20 protein-coding genes are annotated in these 17436 nt (G+C 29.1%); 6 read left to right on the forward strand and 14 right to left on the reverse strand.

The genetic code is table 11. The features are described 5' to 3' along the window. Positions 1-38: 38 nt before the first annotated feature. From pflB to ACWOBP_RS04615, 3 genes are all read right to left on the reverse strand, one after another. The gene (gene pflB / locus ACWOBP_RS04605; RefSeq protein ID WP_455337668.1) at positions 39-2279 is read right to left on the reverse strand and encodes a formate C-acetyltransferase; all 2241 of its coding nucleotides are present in this window, start codon (positions 2277-2279) and stop codon (positions 39-41) included. Between the two features lie 418 nt (positions 2280-2697). Continuing rightward, the gene (msrB, locus tag ACWOBP_RS04610) at positions 2698-3171 is read right to left on the reverse strand and encodes a peptide-methionine (R)-S-oxide reductase MsrB (RefSeq protein ID WP_455337669.1); all 474 of its coding nucleotides are present in this window, start codon (positions 3169-3171) and stop codon (positions 2698-2700) included. Between the two features lies 1 nt (position 3172). Next, positions 3173-4027, reverse strand: coding sequence for a patatin-like phospholipase family protein (locus ACWOBP_RS04615; RefSeq protein ID WP_455337670.1), 855 nt, complete (start codon positions 4025-4027; stop codon positions 3173-3175). Between the two features lie 126 nt (positions 4028-4153). Between ACWOBP_RS04615 and ACWOBP_RS04620 the strand changes: the two genes are divergently transcribed. From ACWOBP_RS04620 to ACWOBP_RS04645, 6 genes are all read left to right on the forward strand, one after another. Then, positions 4154-4753 carry an NAD(P)H-binding protein gene (locus ACWOBP_RS04620; protein WP_455337671.1) on the forward strand — a complete coding sequence of 200 codons (600 nt, stop codon included), beginning with the start codon at positions 4154-4156 and terminating at the stop codon, positions 4751-4753. A 154-nt stretch (positions 4754-4907) separates the two neighbouring features. Beyond that, a complete protein-coding gene (locus ACWOBP_RS04625; RefSeq protein WP_455337672.1) occupies positions 4908-5807 on the forward strand; it encodes an ABC transporter ATP-binding protein in 900 nt (299 codons plus the stop codon). Next, complete coding sequence (locus ACWOBP_RS04630; protein WP_455337673.1) at positions 5807-6547, forward strand: ABC transporter permease; 741 nt, start codon at positions 5807-5809, stop codon at positions 6545-6547. Before ACWOBP_RS04625 ends, ACWOBP_RS04630 begins: the two co-directional genes overlap by 1 nt. Positions 6548-6620: 73 nt before the next feature. Beyond that, positions 6621-7709: a sensor histidine kinase gene (locus ACWOBP_RS04635; protein WP_455337674.1), complete on the forward strand. Its 1089-nt coding sequence runs from the start codon at positions 6621-6623 to the stop codon at positions 7707-7709. Between the two features lie 15 nt (positions 7710-7724). Then, a complete protein-coding gene (locus tag ACWOBP_RS04640; protein WP_455337675.1) occupies positions 7725-8324 on the forward strand; it encodes a response regulator in 600 nt (199 codons plus the stop codon). Continuing rightward, positions 8325-8678: a hypothetical protein gene (locus ACWOBP_RS04645; protein ID WP_455337676.1), complete on the forward strand. Its 354-nt coding sequence runs from the start codon at positions 8325-8327 to the stop codon at positions 8676-8678. A 190-nt stretch (positions 8679-8868) separates the two neighbouring features. Here the strand turns inward: ACWOBP_RS04645 and ACWOBP_RS04650 are convergent, their stop codons facing one another. The 11 genes from ACWOBP_RS04650 to ACWOBP_RS04700 all read right to left on the reverse strand — a co-directional run bounded on the left by ACWOBP_RS04650 (position 8869) and on the right by ACWOBP_RS04700 (position 17434). Next, the gene (locus ACWOBP_RS04650) at positions 8869-9762 is read right to left on the reverse strand and encodes an IS3 family transposase (RefSeq protein WP_455337677.1); all 894 of its coding nucleotides are present in this window, start codon (positions 9760-9762) and stop codon (positions 8869-8871) included. After that, on the reverse strand, positions 9693-10277 hold the full coding sequence (locus tag ACWOBP_RS04655; RefSeq protein WP_455337678.1) for a transposase: 585 nt from the start codon (positions 10275-10277) through the stop codon (positions 9693-9695). The genes ACWOBP_RS04650 and ACWOBP_RS04655 overlap by 70 nt, the downstream gene beginning before the upstream one ends. Before the next feature lie 80 nt (positions 10278-10357). Further along, a complete protein-coding gene (locus ACWOBP_RS04660; protein WP_455337679.1) occupies positions 10358-11005 on the reverse strand; it encodes an MmcQ/YjbR family DNA-binding protein in 648 nt (215 codons plus the stop codon). A gap of 5 nt (positions 11006-11010) precedes the next feature. Next, positions 11011-11880, reverse strand: a complete 870-nt coding sequence (locus tag ACWOBP_RS04665) for a glutathione S-transferase C-terminal domain-containing protein (protein WP_455337680.1) — start codon at positions 11878-11880, stop codon at positions 11011-11013. A gap of 15 nt (positions 11881-11895) precedes the next feature. Next, the gene (locus tag ACWOBP_RS04670; protein ID WP_455337681.1) at positions 11896-12855 is read right to left on the reverse strand and encodes a Gfo/Idh/MocA family protein; all 960 of its coding nucleotides are present in this window, start codon (positions 12853-12855) and stop codon (positions 11896-11898) included. A gap of 239 nt (positions 12856-13094) precedes the next feature. Then, complete coding sequence (locus ACWOBP_RS04675) at positions 13095-13385, reverse strand: bacteriocin immunity protein (RefSeq protein ID WP_455337682.1); 291 nt, start codon at positions 13383-13385, stop codon at positions 13095-13097. Positions 13386-13401: 16 nt separating this feature from the next. Then, entirely contained in the window at positions 13402-13524 is a 123-nt protein-coding gene (locus ACWOBP_RS04680) for a hypothetical protein (protein ID WP_314091376.1), read from the reverse strand. Between the two features lie 253 nt (positions 13525-13777). Then, positions 13778-13882 (reverse strand): 3'-5' exonuclease, encoded by a 105-nt coding sequence (locus ACWOBP_RS04685; protein WP_172497884.1) that lies wholly within the window; start codon positions 13880-13882, stop codon positions 13778-13780. A gap of 454 nt (positions 13883-14336) precedes the next feature. Continuing rightward, positions 14337-14981 (reverse strand): VTT domain-containing protein, encoded by a 645-nt coding sequence (locus tag ACWOBP_RS04690; RefSeq protein WP_455337683.1) that lies wholly within the window; start codon positions 14979-14981, stop codon positions 14337-14339. An 82-nt stretch (positions 14982-15063) separates the two neighbouring features. Next, entirely contained in the window at positions 15064-16332 is a 1269-nt protein-coding gene (gene rho / locus ACWOBP_RS04695) for a transcription termination factor Rho (RefSeq protein ID WP_455337684.1), read from the reverse strand. Positions 16333-16546: 214 nt separating this feature from the next. Further along, positions 16547-17434 (reverse strand): DMT family transporter, encoded by an 888-nt coding sequence (locus ACWOBP_RS04700; RefSeq protein ID WP_455337685.1) that lies wholly within the window; start codon positions 17432-17434, stop codon positions 16547-16549. Between the last annotated feature and the right edge of the window lie 2 nt (positions 17435-17436).

The following is a 17436-nucleotide window of genomic DNA, read 5'->3' on the forward strand; positions in this document are numbered from 1 at the left end:
GGCTATAAGCCTCCACCTTCTTTCAACTATTTACTTAATTACATGAATTGGTGCATTGTACGGCTTAATACGTCACGTTGTTGTTCTGGAGTTAAACTGATTAGACGTACAGCGTATCCTGATACACGAATTGTAAAGTTTGGATAATCTTCTGGAGATTCAATTACTTTAAGTAATGTTTCTTTATTAAATACGTTAGTATTTAAGTGGTAACCACCTTTTCTGAAATATCCATCCATCATTGCTGTTAAGTTTTTAATTTGATCTTGTTTAGTTTTACCTAATGAGTTTGGTGTGAATGCAGCAGTTAAGCTGATTCCATCACGGCTGTATTCATATGGTAGTTTAGCTACTGAGCTTAAGCAAGCTAGAGCTCCACTTTGGTCACGTCCGTTCATTGGGTTAGCCCCTGGAGAGAATGGTTCTCCTGCACGACGTCCATCTGGAGTGTTACCAGTTTTTTTACCGTATACTACGTTAGAAGTAATAGTTAAGATAGATGTTGTAGTTTCATCTGCACGGTAAGTTGGATGTTTTTTAAGTTTAGTCATGAATGTTTTTAGTAATTCAACAGCGATTTCATCTGCACGATCATCGTTGTTACCGAATGTTGGGAATTCACCTTCAACTTTGTAATCTACAGCTAATCCAGTTTCATCTTCAATTGGAGTTACTTTAGCATATTTAATAGCTGATAAACTATCTACTGCTACTGAGAATCCAGCGATACCAGTTGCCATGAATCTTCTAACTTTAGTATCATGTAATGCCATTTCTAAGCTTTCGTAAGAATATTTATCATGCATGTAGTGAATTACATTTAATGTATTGATGTATAATTTACATAACCAGTCCATAAATACATCGAATTTAGCCCAAACTTCGTCGTAATTTAATACACCACGTAGAGGTTCTGTTTTTGGTCCAACTTGGATCCCTAATTTTTCATCACGTCCACCATTGATTGTGTATAATAAAGCTTTAGCTAAGTTAGCACGAGCTCCAAAGAATTGCATATCTTTACCAGTAGTCATACCACTTACACAACATGCGATAGATTTATCACAAGTTCCTAAGAAGTCTGCTAATAATTCATCACTTTCATATTGGATAGCACTGTGGTTAATTGAAGATTCAGAACAGAACTCTTTAAATCCAGTTGGTAATTTAGAAGACCAAAGAATAGTTAAGTTTGGTTCTGGAGAGTTACCCATGTTATCTAATGTGTGGATGAAACGGAAGTCAGTTTTAGTTACTAATGATCTTTCAGCGTCTAACATTTCACCTACGATTAGTGTAGCCCAAATTGGGTCACCTGAGAATAATTGATTATATTCTGGAGTACGAGCGAATTTAACGCAACGTAATTTTAATACTAAGTGGTCAATTAATTCTTGAGCTTGAGATTCGTTAATTGTTCCATCTTGTAAATCTCTTTCGATATAAATATCTAAGAATGTAGCAATGTTACCGATTGACATTGCAGCACCGTTTTGTTGTTTGATAGCTGCTAAGTAACCGAAGTATAACCATTGAACTGCTTCTTTAGCATTTGTAGCTGGTTCAGAAATATCGAATCCGTAGATTTTAGCTAATTCTTTTAATTCACCTAAAGCACGAATTTGTTCGTTAACTTCTTCACGATCACGAATAACGTGCTCAGTCATAACACCATCAGCTCCGATTTGAGCTAAATCTTCTTTTTTCCAAGCGATAAGTTGGTCAACACCATATAAAGCTACACGACGGTAATCCCCGATAATACGACCACGTCCGTATGCATCTGGAAGACCAGTAATTACACCAGATTTTCTTACTAAACGCATTTCTGGAGTATATGCATCAAACACACCTTGGTTGTGAGTTTTACGGTAGTCAGTGAAGATTTTAATAACTTCTTCATCTACTTCATATCCGTATGCTTTACAGCTGTTAACAGCCATGTTAATACCACCAAATGTCATTAACGCACGTTTAAGTGGTTTATCAGTTTGTAATCCAACAACTTGTTCTAAATCTTTTTCAATATATCCAGGTCCGTGAGAAAGGATAGTTGAAGGAATGCTAGTATCCATATCTAATGTTCCACCAGCTAAACGTTCTTGACGCATTAAATCATTGAATTTTTCTACTAATTTAGTAGTTGCTTCTGTTGGCCCTGCAAGGAAAGATGCATCTCCTCTATATTCAGTATAATTAGATTTAATGAAATCTACTAAATCTACCTCTGTTTGCCATTTACCACCAACGAATGCTTTTTTTTCTGCAACTGTTGTCATATTAATGTCACTCCTTAAATTTTTTATTATATATGTGATAAATAAATTTATTAATTAAACTATTTGTTACACTCTTAGTGTACCGCATACATATTACTAAGACAATATTTTTCTTATTCAAATTGTGTACATTTTGTGAACTGCAGTACTAATACAGAAATATTAAACATATCATGAAACATTAAATTTATAGTAATATATTATTACATCTTTCTGAAAACATTATTGTAAAAACAACGAAAACGTTAACCTAAAAGTTTTTTAACTTTATTGATATTCTAAATCTCTAAAAAAACTGTTATTATACTGTCACTTTTTACTTTAGAATTATTTAATAAACATAAATTAAAAATATCATATTTTTTTACTAAATAAAAGGAGTGATTGATATGTTCTATCAATTACTCCTTTATACCTATTATTCGTTAAATAACTTCAAAAGGTCTTTATATCCTTCTCTTTCTAAGTCTCCTTTCTTAATAAACCTTATAGAAGCGCTATTTATACAATATCTAAGCCCCCCTAATTCACTTGGACCATCTGGAAATACATGACCTAAATGAGCGTCTCCAACTCTACTTCTAACTTCAATTCTTTCTACAAGATGTGAATTATCTTTATAGTATCTAGTAACTTCTTTTTCTATAGGTTTTGAAAAACTTGGCCAACCACAGTGCGACTTAAATTTGTCTTTTGAAGAGAATAATGGCTCACCTGTTGTTATATCAACATAAATCCCTTCTTCAAAACTATCCCAATATTGTCCAGTGTAAGGCGTCTCAGTTGCACTTTCCATTGTAACGGCATATTCTAAATCAGATAATTCTTTTTTTAATTCATTTTTTGATTTTCTTTCGAATTCTTCTGGATTAATTTTAATTTCTTCACTCATTTTATTTCTCTCCTTTATAACTTATATATTCTTTTAAATTTTCTATTATATGGTTTCCGTCTTTTACCCCTAAATTATACACGTGGTTTAGTTTTTCGATATCTTTCTCAAGTCGCTTTACATTAATATCTTCACTAGGTCTAATAACAAATACTTTCCCTTGCTTTTCTAACTCAAGTATTTTTTCTACTGTTTCATTATAATTCTTATATCTATTCTCTAACTTTTCTATTAAATAAGGATATTTTTTATAGAACATTTTAAATGGAAAACTCGCTGATCTTTTCTTTCTATATGTAATAGGTCTTGTAAGTATAACGATAATCTTATCAAAGTTTTGTTTTTCAAAGAAGTCTATCGGTATGCTATTGGCTATCCCTCCATCTAGATACTTTTTCCCATCTACTTTTATTATTTCCGAAATAAATGGTAATGCGGAAGTTGCTCTTAAAATTTCCATCTGTTTATAAGGATCATGAATTTTTATAAACTCTGCTTCTCCATTTTCAATATTAGTTACTGTTGCATAAAAATTAATATTTGATTCTTTAAATGTTTTATTATCAAAAACATCAAGCTGAAAAGGAACTTTATAATATGTGAAATCTTTATTTATTAAATTTCCCGTTCTAATCCAACTCTTTAAACTCATATATCTCTTATCATTAATATAATTAACGTTATAACGAAGTGCCCTCTTAGGTTGTTTAGAAACGTAATTCACTCCAAATAATGTTCCTGCAGAAACTCCAACAATATCTGTAACTTCAATATTATTTTCCAAGAACACATCAAGGACACCAGCTGTAAATAATCCTCTCATAGCTCCGCCTTCTAATACTAAACCTACTTTCATTCAATCACACTCCTTTTTAAATTGATACTATTATACCATCTTTTTTTCATTAGTTTAAATAAATTTACTTGAGAATGAAGTTATGCTAATATTTTAAACAAGTATTATATTCAACAAGAGGTATCTATGAACATATTATTAATCGGCGGCAACGGATTTGTTGGACAAGCATTAATTAAAGAATTTACGAAATACAAAGTAGAAGTAAGCTATTTATCTAGAACTCAAAATAACTCTATCACTAATGAAAAAATAACTTGGGTACATGGCGATGTTTTTGATATTGAAAACATATCAATCAACGAAAAATACGATATCGCCATCCATTTAATAGGAACAATTAAAGATAAGAAGCTATATTCAAAACTAAATACAAAAAGTGTGGCGCAGGCAATTAAACTATGTCAAAAACATAATATCAATAAACTTGTCTACTTTTCCGCAAACGGTGGCTTCAAACGATATTTAGAAAGCAAGCTTGCTGGAGAAAGATTAGCAAAAGATTCAAAACTAGATTATCTAATAGTCCGCCCAGGTCTTATGTACGGTAAAGACAGACTTACCTCTTATTTCAATATATTACCGATTAAATTCTTTTCAAAATTTGGTATAACATTTTTTAAAAATGTTTATCCACTTCCAGTTGAAAAAGTAGCTGAGACAGTAGTTAAAGCTATTATTGACAATAAAGATTCAACTATTATCGACATAAAAGATATGAAATAACTATATACTCCGACTTAAAATTTTCGATTTCAAATGAATCAATATTTTAAGTCTATTTTTTTGTGACATTTGTCATATTACTTCGTGACATTACCTACTATAAGTAACCTTAGCACTTTGGTATAATTTAATTATCAAAGATGAGGTGAACAAAATGTCATTAAATAACATTATAGAAGTAAAAAACATAACAAAAACAATTAAAGAGAAAAATATCTTAGACGATATTTCTTTTAAAGTAAATTCTGGTGAATGTATTGCTTTAATTGGGCCAAATGGAGCTGGTAAAACTACTCTAATGAATTGCCTACTTGGAAATAAATTCATCAATTCAGGCTCAATAAAGATTAATTCTTTAAATCCGGGAAACCAAAAGCTAAAAGAATATCTTAACATACTTCCTCAGGAAAATGTTGTTCCCGAAAAACTAAAAGTAAAAGAATTACTTGGCTTTATTCAAAAATTATATAAAAATCCATTAACAAACGAAGAAATCGATGAACTGCTAAGGTTTGATGATTCTCAAAAAGATAACTTTGCTTCTAAATTATCTGGTGGTCAAAAAAGATTATTATCTTTTATTATCACATTAATAGGAAGACCAAAATTAATTTTCTTAGATGAACCAACGGCTGGAATGGACACATCAACACGTATTAGATTTTGGGAGATTGTAAATACCTTAAAGAACAAAGGACTAACTATTATTTATTCTTCACATTACATTGAAGAAGTAGAACATACTGCAGATAGAATCTTAGTTCTAAATAAAGGAAAACTAGTTCGCGATACTACTCCACATGCTATGCGTGCTGAAGAAATCGAAAAGTACTTCACACTACCTATAAAATATCTAGATTTATTAAAAGATAGTAATATTATAAATAATTTAGAAATTAAAACAGATAATATTAATTTCTTAACAAAAAAACCAGATGAAATATGGAACATATTACAACAAGCTGGTTGTACGTTTAAAGAAATCGAAATTCAAAATAGAACTTTATTAGATAGTATTTTTATAACTACAAAAGATAATGAAGGAGAAAAATAATGAAAAATCTTACCAACTTATTAAAAATAGAATTTATATTCATAAAAAGAAACCTAACTAATTTTATTATGGGATTAGGCTTTCCAGTAATTTTCTTTATACTATTTTCAGGAATGCAGCAATTCGATGATCCTGAAACAAAGGTACGTGTTATAAAAGATATGCTTATCTCTATGACTGCATTCAGTAGTATCAGTTTTGCACTTTTTTCTCTTCCTATTTCTATAAAAGAAGATGAGAAAAATAACTATCTTCATATATTGAATAATTCTCCAGTAAAAATATCTGAATACTACTTTGCTCGTTTCATTCGCCTAATAATTACATTTATTATTTCAATAGTTGCTGTGTTCGTCATCGGACATATTGTTAGAGGTGTTAATATGACAGCTCGTGAATGGATTATGTCGGCTGTTCTAATGCTAATCGGTAGTATTACATTTTTAGGTATGGGATTACTTTTAAGTCTTATTAAATCAGAAGAAAAACTCTCATTGCTTGCTAATATATTATACCTAGGACTTGCTATGTTAGGTGGCCTTTGGTGGCCTACTTATCTTTTCCCAGAATGGTTACAAAATATCTCTAAACTTACACCCACATATCATTTATTGGAATTCGTTAATAAATATATTAAAGAAGATATTTTCTCTTATAGATCATTAACAATTCTTATAGCCTACTCAGTTGTATGTATAATTGCTACATTGGTAATAAAAAACAGAAGAGAATCAAAATAATAACATAGGAGTGCGGATAAATTATTCACACTCTTATATTATTATGGTATCATTAAAGAATAAGGAGACTAACATGCATAAAAAATTATTGAATTTATTGAAAAGAAAATATGGGTTTTATTTATCTCTAGTATTCTTTATATTCCCTATTGCATATATACTTGATGGAAGTTATCCTAAATATGTATTATTCCTGACAATTTTAGCAATTATATCATATATAGGAATGTTATATACAAAAAATAGAATTCTTATTTTTTTAGAGTGGTTTTATTTAATTGCTTATATCAGTTACATGACCATTGTTTTATATCCAATGAATATTCTATTTAGTTTTTATCTAAGTAATCTACTCGTTTGGAACTTTCAAGATAAGTATTTTACTTATAGGACAATTAGTTTTTTCATAACTATAAATTGTCTAACATTAAATATAATTGCTAATCCGACTTTAAACATTGGTGATAAAATTGTCCTATTTATTTTTTCTTCTATGTGTATCATAACCTATTTTTCACAAAAATATAGTTACGAGAGATATAAATTAAAAAATGAACGTTTAAAACATAATGAACACATTAATCTACTTCTTGCTGAGAATGAAAGAAATAGAATCGGACGCGATTTACATGATAGTATCGGTCATACTTTTGTAATGCTAAAATTAAAAGCAGAACTCGCTGAAAAATATTTAGAAAAAAATAATATTGAAGCAGCCAGAAAAGAACTTAAAGAAATTGGTGAAATCAGTAGTGCTTCTATGACAGAAACACGATCTATAATTAATAAATTAAAACATAGAAGTATTACTGAAGAATTAAAAGTTATTTCGGATATTATGACAATGGCTGATATTTCATTAGATATTAAGAATAATGTGATTACATCCCCATCTCAACTAGTTGAATGGACTATTACAATGGTTCTAAAAGAATTAACAAATAATGTTATTAAACATAGTAATGCTAATAAATGCAATATTGAAATAAATGAATCTAGTAATAACTACACTGCTATTATCTCTGATAATGGTAGAGGTTTTGAAAGTATCAACGGAACTGAACTAGCTTCTATAAGAGAAAGAATTAAACTAGTTAATGGGGTAATAGATATAACATCAAAAAAATCACCTACAACTATCAAAGTAACAATTAGGAAATAAAAACAGGAGGATAATATGAAATTACTTATCGCTGAAGATCAAAGTATGTTACGAGATGCAATGGCAACATTATTATCAATGCAAGATAGTGTTGAAAGTATACTTCAAGCTAAAAATGGAAAAGAAGCTATAGATTTAATTTCTACTAATGATATCGATGTAGCTATACTTGATGTAGAAATGCCTGAAGCAACAGGATTAGACGTATTAGAATATATTCGTAGCAATACCATAGATTGTAAAGTTATTATAGTGACAACATTTAAACGAATGGGGTATTTCGAACGCGCTATAAAAAATAACGTAGATGCCTACGTCTTAAAAGATCGTTCAATCGATGAACTCATGAAAACTATTAACAACGTCTTAGCAGGACACAAAGAGTACTCACCAGAACTAATGGACAACATCTTTAATAATCATAATCCCCTATCAAATCAAGAAAAAATTATTCTTATAAAAATTAAAGAAGGATTATCAAATAAAGAAATTGCTAATGAACTATTTTTATCAGAAGGAACTATCAGAAACTACATTTCTAACATCCTGACAAAGTTAAATTGTAAAAACAGAACGGAAGCTGTAAAAAAATCTACTGAGGAAGGATGGCTTTAGATGACAAGAAAACTTGCTATAAGATTATCATTACTTTCATCAATATTATATATAGCTCTAACAGTAATTTACTTTGCTTATACAATATCAAAAATTAATCATTCTGACAGCCCTAGTACTGGCGCTGGTTTAGGTTTGCTACTTGCATTCCTAATACCACACTATTTTATGCTCTTAATAGCAGTTATTTTTAATATTGTTATCTCATTAATAAAATTCACAAAAAATTATTTGATTATCATAAATATAATATTATATGTCATAGCTGGCGCATTAGGAATTTATATTGGATTTTTCTTTATTATTTCTATTATTTTCCAAATAATATTCTTGATAATTGCGTATAATATATAAAAACAGGAACAACTTAAAGTCCTAAATTTTTAAAAAAGTGTATATGATAACTCATAGACGCAGTGGTTTATTCATTTCAAAAATCGCTTTATAAAAGCTTTTTTGAAATCTAATAAACTGTGCGGGGGTGACTCGACAAAATCGATTTCTTCGAAATGATATGTACCCAAAATTCTGGACACATATATATTTAATTTAGGCAAGTGGATGTTATCCTGTATTGTACAGGAGGCATCCATTTTGTTTTTGATTGAATTCTCTTGTTGTTGTAATAATTTATATATTCAGATACAGCTTTATTAAACTCTTCAAATGACATATAATCCTTTTCATAACCATAATATATCTCCGTCTTCATTCTTCCAAAAAATGATTCCATGATACTGTTATCATAACAATTTCCCTTTCTAGACATCGATTGAGTGATTCCATGTTTTTTTAACTCACTTCTATAGTATGAATGTTGATACTGCCACCCTTGATCCGAATGCATAATTAATTCTTCTATTTTTGGAAATTTATTAAATGCTTTTTCTAACATTCTTTTTGTCTGATCTAAATTTGGATGTAAAGATAAATCATATGATATTATTTCATTTGTATGCATATCTAGAATCGCTGAAAAATAGCACTTTCCCCATGAAAAATTGAATTGTGATACATCTGTAGTCCATTTCTGTAAAGGAGCAGTTGTACTAAAATCTCGATTTATTATATTATTAGCGACTTTTCCTACTGTTCCCTTATATGAATAGTATCTTTCTTTAGGAGTTTTCCCTTTCAATCCTTCTTTATGCATAAGACTTTGTACTCGTTTATGATTTACTTTAAAACCTCTATTAATTAGTTCATTGTGAACTCTACGGACACCATATAGTCCTTTATTTTCGGTAAAAATAATTTTAATTTCTTTTAACACTGGTTCATTACGAATAGCCACAACATCTACTTTTTCCTTATTTACTAAATAATAATATGTTGATCTAGCCATTCCTATTGCTTGTAAAAGATATTTTAATTGATATCCTTTTTCTCTAAGTTCTTTGATAATCGCTGCTTTTTCGCCTTGAGTTGCACAGCCCATTTTTCTCGCCTCAAGGCTATTAATTTTTTTATTATTTCTGTTTCTGCTTTAATATTTTTGATTTCCGTTTTTATAAATTTATTTTCTTCACGTAATCTAATTAATTCTTCTCTTTCTGACTCTTTTAATGGTCTAGGACTTCTATTTTCTTTCATGATAGGTACCTTTCTTGGTCTTCCTTTCTTCTCATCTGCAAGTCCATTATAACCTTTTTCCCTATATTTTTGAACCCAATTATGTAATATCCTATAGTTAATTCTATTCTCTAGTGCAACGGAATTATATGAATAACCAGCTAAAATTTTGGAAACTAATACTAGTTTTTCTTCTGGATTCCACTTCTTATTTTTTGATTTAGGTCGCAAGGCACCTACGCCTAACGAATCGACCATTCTTTTCCATTTCCTAATAGTATCTTTAAATTTTCTAGTAGTTATTCCATTCGGTGTTTCTGGATATTCCCCTCTTTCATACATCTCAACACATTTTACTTTAAATTCATAACTATAACGCATAAAAAATACCCCTTTCACTGGATTGTCCAGTAAAAGGGGTACATATCAAAATCACGATTTTTGAGTCACTCCCTATTATTTTATTTAACTAAAGAAAAGCTTATGTCGATTAATTCTTTAATAGTTTCCAATTTGATATTTTTATCTAAAACTATACTAATCCAATGCTTTTTATTCATATGATATGCTGGAAAAATATTATTATCGATAATATCTAAGATATTATCCGTAGGATGTTTTACATTTAATATTTTCACTTTAGTTGTAATATCAGTATTTTTATTCAATTTATTATACTCTATATCCAGAAACAAGGCATACCATTTATTTTTTTCATTTACAAACGCTAATATATCCGGATGTTTTTTAAAAGGATTAACACTGTTCTCGCCGTATTTACTATTACAATAGTTGATAACTTCTAAACTTATTTTCCCTGATTCATCGACCAATCCTAATACAGAACTTAGTAGAGTCTCTACATGTTCTCTAACATTTTGAACCGTTTCTCCTAAGGCACTATCTACGCTAAATAATGAATAAATCTCATCAAATTCTAAATCATAAACTTCTATCAAAAGTTGACTATTAACAAATACTATTTCTATTAAAAAACTACTGTCTAAAATTTCTTTTCGATATATTAGTTTTTCCGCTTCTTCCTTAAATCCGTACTGTAAAAGTTTTTCTTTTGAGAAGTTATATTCCTCTACATCTATAATCTTCATGTTTATTATTCGAATCTGTCTCTATCGTGACTTTGATTCCACTTATCTACTTCTGGGCCTTTTGGTACAATAGTTTTACCTGCTGATACATAATATCCGACCTTAATTGCTTCAAAGTCTGTTGTAGATCCGAATCCTGGTGTTTGATATAAATCTTTTAAGTAGTTGAAAATGTTAGAATACTCCTCAATTCTCTTTTTATTCGCAGAATATAATCCATAATAAACGACATCAAAACGAATCATAGTAGTATAGAAACGAATATCTGTTTCTGTTATTGTATTACCATGGAAGTATCTTTGATTTGATAAACGATCCTCTACTACATCCATCATATTAAAGAATCTTTCGAATGCCTCATCATATTTTTCTTGACTTTCAGCAAATCCCATTCCATATACACCATCATTTAAAGCTACAGCTAATTTTTCATTCCACTCATCAATTTGATCAGCAAGATGTTCAGGATATAAATCTATTCCGTCTTTCTTATGTAGTTTACTAAATACTGTCGCAAATTCATGAAGTAACTCAGCAGATTCTTTTCTAACTACTTTTCCTGTAGTTACATCAACAAGCACTGGTACTGAATATGGTCCTTCATAATCTGAATCACTATTTAAGTACACATCTTTAATTTTTGATTGTTTTAAAACTGGATCTAGACCATCTTTATCTAAGCTAAATTGCCATCCTTCTTCTCCACGACGATAATCCAATGTTCCTAAACTAATTGCATCATCTAATCCTAGTATCTCTCTTGCTATAACAGCTCTATGTGCATACGGACATACCGCAGTCCAAAACAATCTATATCTTCCTTCCTCTATAGGTTGTTCCTCTGTTCCAAATGGTTTACTAAAAAATTTTTTCATGTATTTTTCTCCTTTTTAATTTTCTATAAATTTTTTCGCTTTTTCATAAATATACATTACATTTAAAGTATGTTCTTTTTGATTATTCATGAATTTAAAATCTTTATTATTTATAACTTCAACGAATTTTTTAAACTCAGCAAACATTCTGTGTGAATGAATATTATTATTTTCATTTATAAAGTTATCTTTTGTTTGAATACTGTAATTAGGAACTTCATTGGTAGGACCAATAACTTTAATTATACCTTGATCACCTTGAATATTGACATAACTATTATTAAAAGTATCTTTAGCTGCAATGCACACTACTTTAAAGTTATCATATTCTAATAGAAGAATACCAGAAGTATCCACATCATTTACTATATTAGGTGAATAATGTACTTTATTAGGTTTTCCAAACAATCCAACAACAAAATGGATATTATAAATATTTAAATCACCAAGTACTCCTCCACCTTTACTCTTATCAAAAACTGGAGCTATTACTCCATTTTTAAATGCTTCATATCTTGAAGAAAGTTGAGAAAAATTACACTCAACAAGTCGTATTTCTCCTATATTATCAATATTGTCTTTTATATCAAGATAATTTTTTTGATATTGATTTGTTATTGCTTCAATTAATATTAATCCTTTGTCTTCAGCTATTTCAAACAATTCTACAGCCTCGTCATACTTTAACGTAAAAGGTTTCTCGCAAATAACATTTTTACCAGCTTCTAGAGCCTTCTTAGCGACTGTATAATGTAAATTATTTGGAACTGCAACATAAATCGTATCAATCTCTTTATTTTCTAGACAAAGATCAATATCAGTATATATTTCCTTAATATTATATTTGTTTTGTAATTCTTTTAAATTTTCAATATTCCTAGCTGTTATAGCTTCTAATTTTATTTCTGGAAGTTCATGAGCAAAAGATAAGAAATCTTTAACTATCATTCCAGAACCAATAATTCCTAATTTCATGTTTCCCTCCAAATTACTCAACATAGTTCTTTAATTATAACTTGTTAACATCTAGCTAGCAAATTTTTTGCATAAAAAAAGGAATCATGAGCTTTAAGCTCATGACCCTTCTCACCAGTCCTAAATTTTGGAGACTCTAAAAAACCTAAGGAATGGAGTCCTTAGGTCTTTACTCTATGCAACATACTAACTAATTGCTTTATATACATATTTTACACTGTTTTCTTTGATTTTAAAAATTATTTTTTTAATATAGAATCAAATAAATAAAATCCTATAGAATTATTAGTAAATCTACTAATTTTAGTCATAAAAATACAACCATTACTAGAAATACCTTCTTGTCGTGCTAAATAAGCTAAAGCAGGTGCTAATTGAAATAAAACTGCTTCATAATATTCATTTTCTTTTTCAATTAACAAAATAGCTTTCTTATACAATTCTCTCTCTTTTATTCCAACCTCTTTATCTAATATCAAATTATATAAATCAGTTAAAATTTCTTCTTCTTTAGGAAAATAATTAAACATATAAAATTCCTAATAATTACCAATTAATAGTTGGTTCCAATGGTGAACCACCACCATCATTCGCAATAGTAGTATACTGGGAAAAAGTAGTAACTTCTGTACTTCCTTTTGCATCAGCTATATTAAAATTTAAAAACATACTACCTGATAATAAAACAAAAAATAATTTCTTTTTCATAATAATAGAACCTTCTTTCTGTTATTTTTTAGAAATTTTAACATTTTTTTTGATATTAGAAATAAATTATTAGATTTATTATAAGGTAAAAAAATAAAAAATACAAATCTTTTATTTAATTTTTTAAAATATTTGTTAAAACATCACTCTTTGCACTCTATCAAAATACTTTCTATTTCTTTTAATTCTTTTATAAACTTACTATCTTTATGCCCTATATATACAATCTTTCTTCTACTCTTGTCATTGCTACATAAAGCAATCGTCTTTCTTCTTCTACATTTGTTTCTAACAATACATTTTTATCTAACTTTTTCATAATTTGCTTTATACAAATAAGGATAATTCTCATCTATATTCATTATAAATACATTTTTAAATTCAAGTCCCTTATATAATTAATTTAACTTTGAATTTATCTCCCTATCAAATTTGATAGATTGTTTTATTTTTTATATTTAGTTATCTTCATACAGGCAAGGGGCTGACTCAAAAGTCCTAAATTTTAATAAAATGTATATGATAATTCATAGACGCAGTGGTTTATTGATATCTAAATTCGCTTTATAAAAGCTTTTTAGATATCTAATAAACTGTGCGGGGGTGACTCGACAAAATCGATTTCTCCGAAATCACGATTTTTGAGTCACTCCCTTACTTTTTTGTATAACAAAATGTACAAATATTTCTTTTGTAACTACTTTCTTAATTAATAAAAAAATAATTAGTATGGATTTTTCTCATCCACACTAATTATTATACACCCTATTATTTTATGCTTTTTTTCTAGATTTAATTGCCCCAATAATTAAAGGAATTAAACTAATTAAAACAATACCAATTACAACTACTGAGAAGTTTTTCTTAACAAATGAAATATTTCCGAAGAAGTACCCTACTGATATAAATAATGTACACCAACAAAGTCCTCCAAAGAAGTCTATCACTCTAAATTTAGAGTATTTCATTTTACCAGCTCCTACGATAAATGGAACAATCGTACGGATAATCGGGAAAAATCTCGCTAAGAAAATAGATTTCCCTCCATGTTTAGCTACAAAGTTTTCAGCGTCTTTTATATTCTCATCAGACACAAATTTTTTAAACCACGCCTTACTCTTTAAATAATCAGAGAAGTTTCTTCCAATAAAATAGTTACAATTATCACCGATTACTGCAGCACTTACACATAAGAATAATAATAAAAAGATATTATTCCCTGTTGCTGCCCATAATGCTCCACTAGCAAATAATAATGAGTCACCTGGTAAAAACGGCATGAATACAACACCAGTTTCGATAAAGATAATTAAGAAAATTATCCCATACATCCACCATGGACCGTGTTGAATCATCAATTCACCAAGATGTTTATCAATATGTAATACAAAATCAATTAAAAATTTAATTGTTTCCAATGTAATCCTCCTAAAATTAATATGTTCTAATGATTATATCATAGACACCATAGCCTGTCTAATAATCTCATAGTTTTAAACATTAATCTCTTATAAATTTTTTCATTTCAGCAATGTAGTCCGTATTACTTTCATGTTTTCTAAGATGATTCAATACACCGATAGTTGGTTCACTAACATCTTCAAGTTTTCTACGTGTTTGCCATAAGATTTTCACTTCATCTTCTGTTAATAATAAATCTTCTTTTCTTGTAGAACTCTTCAAGAAATCAATAGCTGGATAAACTCTTCTTGAAGCTAGTTCTGGTGATAATACTATCTCCATATTACCAGTACCTTTAAACTCTTCAAATATCAAATCATCCATTCTCGAACCAGTATTAATCAAGGCAGTAGCGATTATAGTTAAACTTCCCCCACCTTCTACATTCCTTGCAGCACCAAAAAATGCTTTTGGCTTGTGAAGACTCGATGGATCCACACCTCCACTTAAGACTTTACCACTACTCGGTTCTACAATATTATAAGCACGTGCCAGTCTCGTTATACTATCCATAAGTATAATTACATCTTGACCAAGTTCCACACGACGTTTAGCGTGCTCAATTACCAATTCAGCTACTCTGATATGATTTTCAGAAGTCTCATCAAATGTTGAACTTACAACATCTGCTCCTTTTACTGATCTTTCCATATCTGTTACTTCTTCTGGTCTTTCGTCAATTAAAAGAATAATTAACTTCTTATCAGGATAATTCTTTCTAATAGAATTCGCTATATCTTTTAGCAATGTTGTCTTTCCAACTTTAGGTGGTGCAACAATTAATCCACGTTGGCCAAATCCAATTGGTGCTACTAAATCAATAAATCTTGTAGATAATTTCTCTTTGGTAGTCTCTAAAACAATTTTTTTATTTGGATAAATCGGCGTTAAAGCTTGGAAATGTGTTCTACCTTTTGCAACTTCTGCATCTACATCATTAACTGTGTCAACTTGTAAAATACCTGCATATCTTTCACCTTCACGAGGCTTACGAACTTTACCATAAACTTCATCACCTTTTTTAAGTTCGAAGCGGCGAATTTGAGAAGCGGAAATATAAATATCTGTCTCTCCTTTTTTATAATCAACAGTTCTTAAAAAACCAAAACCATTTTCTGAATGAATATCATCTAAAATACCGGATGCATAGTAATGCTCTTCGCTTAAAGATTGTTTTTCTAGAATTGCTAAAACCAATTCTTTCTTATTTAATGTATAATACCTTGGAACACTTAATTCTTTTGCTAAAGCAGTAAGCTCTTTAGTATTCATACTTTTATACATTTCATCAAATTTTACGTTACTCATTATTCTCCTTTCTTTATGCATTACATAAAATTTTCAAAAATATTTAAATTATAAATATCTTAAAAATAATTTTCTGTATTTTACTTTTCCATATATATTAACTATAAATGGGAATAACTTTAAATCACTGTTTTCAAAATCACTGTTTTCAAAATCAATTTTTTAAAGTTACCCCCGTTCTCTTTATTAAATATATTAAACTTTTATTTTCCTTTTATCTTTTACTTAGTACAACTACTGCTGACAGTATAAAACCTGCACCTATTAAATCTAATGTTCCAAATGTTGTTCCTAGTAATAGAAAAGAAAAAATTATAGCCGCAATTGGTTCGAAACAACCAATAATACTTCCTGTTACTGCCCCAATTAACCTAACACCTTCTAAATATGTTGAAAATGATAAAATTGTACCAACTACAATTACTCCTATCATACATATTAAATCAATCAATTTAAAATTATCTGGAATATAATAACTACCTGTTAAGAAGTATACCACAATGCCAGAAAATAATAATCCCCAAGCCATTATAGGCATAACTCCATATTTTTGAGTTAAACTAATTGAAAAAATATTATAGCTAGCAAGCCCCAACGCAGAAAGTATTCCCCAAAATAAACCTAATGTAGAAATATTCAGTTTACTAAAATCAAAATGGGTTGCAATTAATACAGTTCCAAATAACGAAACCACTATTGCAATAACCTCCCTTGGTAAAGGCCATCTTCTACCTATAACACAATAATATAACATTATTATTACTGGACCAATATACTGTATAACCGTTGCCATACCAGCATTAGTATATTTTATTGTTAAGAAGAATGTTCCTTGACAGATTAATAGTCCAAAAAACGAAAAATTTAATAATTTTAGAATATCTTTCTTATCTAAAAATACTCTTACTAAATTATTTTTGTCTCTTATAAATAGAATACTTACCATTGCAATTCCTGCAAAAAATAACCTATTAGCTATAATCCAAACAGGATCAATCTTTGATATATTTAGTAAATATTCTCCCAATACTCCCGACAATCCCCAACAAGTTGCGCCTAGTAAAGTAAGAATTATACCTTTTTTCATCATACTTTGTCTCATTA

This window comes from Gemella parahaemolysans (assembly GCF_053758945.1).

Coding starts and splice junctions, on each gene's coding strand:
- ACWOBP_RS04645 (WP_455337676.1), top strand. CDS start 8,325: ATGACAAGAAAACTTGCTATAAGATTATCATTACTTTCATCAATATTA.
- ACWOBP_RS04625 (WP_455337672.1), top strand. CDS start 4,908: ATGTCATTAAATAACATTATAGAAGTAAAAAACATAACAAAAACAATT.
- ACWOBP_RS04660 (WP_455337679.1), bottom strand. CDS start 11,005: ATGAAGATTATAGATGTAGAGGAATATAACTTCTCAAAAGAAAAACTT.
- ACWOBP_RS04675 (WP_455337682.1), bottom strand. CDS start 13,385: ATGTTTAATTATTTTCCTAAAGAAGAAGAAATTTTAACTGATTTATAT.
- ACWOBP_RS04650 (WP_455337677.1), bottom strand. CDS start 9,762: ATGGGCTGTGCAACTCAAGGCGAAAAAGCAGCGATTATCAAAGAACTT.
- ACWOBP_RS04680 (WP_314091376.1), bottom strand. CDS start 13,524: ATGTTTTTAAATTTTAATATAGCTGATGCAAAAGGAAGTACAGAAGTT.
- pflB (WP_455337668.1), bottom strand. CDS start 2,279: ATGACAACAGTTGCAGAAAAAAAAGCATTCGTTGGTGGTAAATGGCAA.
- ACWOBP_RS04630 (WP_455337673.1), top strand. CDS start 5,807: ATGAAAAATCTTACCAACTTATTAAAAATAGAATTTATATTCATAAAA.
- ACWOBP_RS04670 (WP_455337681.1), bottom strand. CDS start 12,855: ATGAAATTAGGAATTATTGGTTCTGGAATGATAGTTAAAGATTTCTTA.
- ACWOBP_RS04620 (WP_455337671.1), top strand. CDS start 4,154: ATGAACATATTATTAATCGGCGGCAACGGATTTGTTGGACAAGCATTA.
- ACWOBP_RS04685 (WP_172497884.1), bottom strand. CDS start 13,882: ATGAAAAAGTTAGATAAAAATGTATTGTTAGAAACAAATGTAGAAGAA.
- ACWOBP_RS04635 (WP_455337674.1), top strand. CDS start 6,621: ATGCATAAAAAATTATTGAATTTATTGAAAAGAAAATATGGGTTTTAT.
- rho (WP_455337684.1), bottom strand. CDS start 16,332: ATGAGTAACGTAAAATTTGATGAAATGTATAAAAGTATGAATACTAAA.
- msrB (WP_455337669.1), bottom strand. CDS start 3,171: ATGAGTGAAGAAATTAAAATTAATCCAGAAGAATTCGAAAGAAAATCA.
- ACWOBP_RS04700 (WP_455337685.1), bottom strand. CDS start 17,434: ATGAGACAAAGTATGATGAAAAAAGGTATAATTCTTACTTTACTAGGC.
- ACWOBP_RS04640 (WP_455337675.1), top strand. CDS start 7,725: ATGAAATTACTTATCGCTGAAGATCAAAGTATGTTACGAGATGCAATG.
- ACWOBP_RS04655 (WP_455337678.1), bottom strand. CDS start 10,277: ATGCGTTATAGTTATGAATTTAAAGTAAAATGTGTTGAGATGTATGAA.
- ACWOBP_RS04615 (WP_455337670.1), bottom strand. CDS start 4,027: ATGAAAGTAGGTTTAGTATTAGAAGGCGGAGCTATGAGAGGATTATTT.
- ACWOBP_RS04665 (WP_455337680.1), bottom strand. CDS start 11,880: ATGAAAAAATTTTTTAGTAAACCATTTGGAACAGAGGAACAACCTATA.